Below are 2,702 nucleotides of genomic sequence, written 5' to 3' on the forward strand. Positions count from 1 at the left end.
CAATTTAGTAGATAATGCTATAAAATACTCGCCAAAGGGATCTACTATTAATATTTCAATTTATAAATCTTACCTAAATTATAATCTAGATATAGAAAATGAGTGCAAAGACTTATCAGAAGAAACTTTGCCAAAGATATTTGAAAGATTTTACAGAGGAAAAAATTCCGTTTCAAAGGATGGTTTGGGTTTAGGTCTTTTTATATCCAGAGAAATTATAGAAAAACATGGCGGAAATATAAGAGCGTTTTTGGATGAAAATAGAATAAAATTTTCAGTAGACTTCCCTTTGTGAGAAGTCTTTTTTCTTACAAAACTGTAAGAAGTCTTGTAAGTACTTTGTAAGATATGAATGTTATATTAAATGTAAAGAGGTGATAAATATGTTAAAAGTAGAAAATTTAAAAAGATATTATAAAACAAATGACGTGGAAGTAAGAGCTCTTGATGGAGTATCTTTCGATGTGGAAAAAGGAGAATTTATTTCTATAATAGGAGCATCTGGATCCGGTAAATCAACCCTATTACATCTCCTAGGAGGACTTGATTATCCTACAAGCGGAAAAGTTTTAATTGATGATACTGACATTTATGCATTGAAAGATGATGAGAGAACCATTTTTAGAAGAAGAAATATTGGTTTTGTCTTTCAAGCATATAATCTTTTACCCATGCTAAATGTATATGAGAATATAATTATTCCCTTTGGTCTTGATGGAGACAAGGTAGATAAAAAATATGTTGATTCTGTAATTGATATACTTGAGATAAGTGATCAAAAAAATAAAATGCCAAATGAATTATCTGGCGGACAGCAACAAAGAGTTGCCATAGCAAGAGCCTTGGTTACCAAACCCTCTTTAATTCTAGCTGACGAACCTACAGGAAATTTAGATTCAAAATCTTCTTCCCAAGTTGTTTACCTACTAAAAAAGATTAATAAAGAGCTTGGAAATACTATTCTTATGATTACTCACGATGATGCCGTCGCTCAAGCTGCAGTAAAAACTCTAAGGATAGAAGATGGAAGGCTGGTGGAAAATAATGAAAGTCAAAAATAAATCTTATATAAGGCGTCTTGCAAAAAGTATTTTAAATGCAAATAAAAGTAGGAGAAACATTCTCTTATTAGCAATTGCTTTGACTTCTATACTATTTACAAGTCTGTTTTCCGTAGCCTTAGGTTTAGGAAAAAGCATGGAAACCCAAACGATGAAAACTATTGGTACAATCAGCCATGGTTCTTTTAAAGATATTTGTGATGAAGATGTAGAAATATTAACCCATGATAAGGATATAAGGGATTTTTCAGTAAGAGAAAAAGTTGGAATTCTTGATGATGAAAAAGTTATGGCAGAACTATCTTATATGGATAAGAAAGGATTTGAATGGTCTCTAATAGAAAAAGTTAAGGGGAAGTTTCCAGAAAAAGAAAACCAAGTATTTATAGATATAGCTACTGCTAAAAAATTGGGTTATAAGGGTGAAATCGGAGAAGAGATAGAAGTTCCTTTTAAAACAGAAAAACCTTACACAGGAGAGATTATTGAAAAGAAAAGTGATAAATTTATTATATCTGGAACTTTTCAAAGTCCTATTGACTCCAATGTTGGTGTAGGACAAATCTATTTATCAAAAGCTTATGTAGATAAATTATCACTTCCAGAAAATAATAAAGATTTGGAAGTAATGCTAAAGAATTCCTTTATGATAAGGAATAAGCTTTTAAAAATTGCAGAGAGAAATGGTTATAAAGTTGTAGAGGACCCTGGAAATTTATCCGACAATGAAATAAGGATTGGTGTTAATTTTGCCTATCTTTTATCTGGTGATAATAGTTTTGATTTTAATACATTTCTACCATACTTAGCTTTTTTAATTTTGGTAATGGTCGCAGGATACTTAATAATAAATAATATTTTCAAGATATCCGTAAATGAAGATATTAAACTTCTGGGACTTTTAAAAAAATTGGAATGACAAAGCCACAAATCAAAAGGCTTATTCATTTTGAGTCTTTAGCAGTAGCACTTCCGTCAATAGTAGTTGGAGATTTAGTAGGAATTTCTATCGGAAAAATCATTTTAAATAAAATATTTGCCAATAATGAGATGTTAACGGATGTAAAATTATCATTCACTGTAATAATCTTAATTATCTTATTTTCGACAGTCTTTACTTTGCTTACAGTATTTCTATCGGTGATGAAACCTGCAAGATATGCAGCAAAAGTTTCTCCAATAGATGCCAGCAGATACAATGAAACCACGATAAAAAAGAAATATAAAAGCGAGAATATTTCTCTAGGCAAGCTTGCTAGAAGACAAGTATTTTCCAATAAATTTAGATTTATATCGATAGTTCTTTCTATTAGTCTATCTGCTGTTATTTTAAACAGCGTTTTAACTTATACCGGTAATATTGATCTAGAAAAGGGGATTTCTGATGTAATTGTAACGGACTATAATATAGCAAGTCCAAAATATTTTAGATATATGTACTTAGATAGTGAGTATGGAATTGACAAAAAGTATATTGATGAAATAGAAAAACATAAGGGTTATAAAAGTGGGGGAGCTTTATACTCCTCTGGTTATGAACACACTTATCCAAAAATTAAAATAGAAGATAACAAAGTTGCACCACTTCTATTTGGTATGGATGACTATTTAATAAACAAACAAAAATTTATAGACGGAGAA

Annotated in this window: 4 protein-coding genes; all 4 read left to right on the forward strand. The window is 30.2% G+C overall.

Annotated features, from left to right (window positions below; genetic code table 11):
* Positions 1 to 295 (forward strand): sensor histidine kinase (locus HMPREF9129_RS02595; protein WP_004820058.1); only part of this gene is annotated, 295 nt, incomplete at its 5' end.
* An 88-nt stretch (positions 296 to 383) separates the two neighbouring features.
* A complete protein-coding gene (locus HMPREF9129_RS02600) occupies positions 384 to 1,061 on the forward strand; it encodes an ABC transporter ATP-binding protein (RefSeq protein ID WP_004820060.1) in 678 nt (225 codons plus the stop codon).
* Positions 1,045 to 1,980, forward strand: a complete 936-nt coding sequence (locus HMPREF9129_RS12185) for an ABC transporter permease family protein (protein ID WP_257009140.1) — start codon at positions 1,045 to 1,047, stop codon at positions 1,978 to 1,980. Before HMPREF9129_RS02600 ends, HMPREF9129_RS12185 begins: the two co-directional genes overlap by 17 nt.
* Positions 1,977 to 2,702 (forward strand): FtsX-like permease family protein (locus HMPREF9129_RS12190; protein ID WP_004820064.1); only part of this gene is annotated, 726 nt, incomplete at its 3' end. The genes HMPREF9129_RS12185 and HMPREF9129_RS12190, both read left to right, overlap by 4 nt.

Origin of the sequence: Peptoniphilus indolicus ATCC 29427 (genome assembly GCF_000227315.1) — a bacterium.
GTDB lineage: Bacteria > Bacillota > Clostridia > Tissierellales > Peptoniphilaceae > Peptoniphilus > Peptoniphilus indolicus.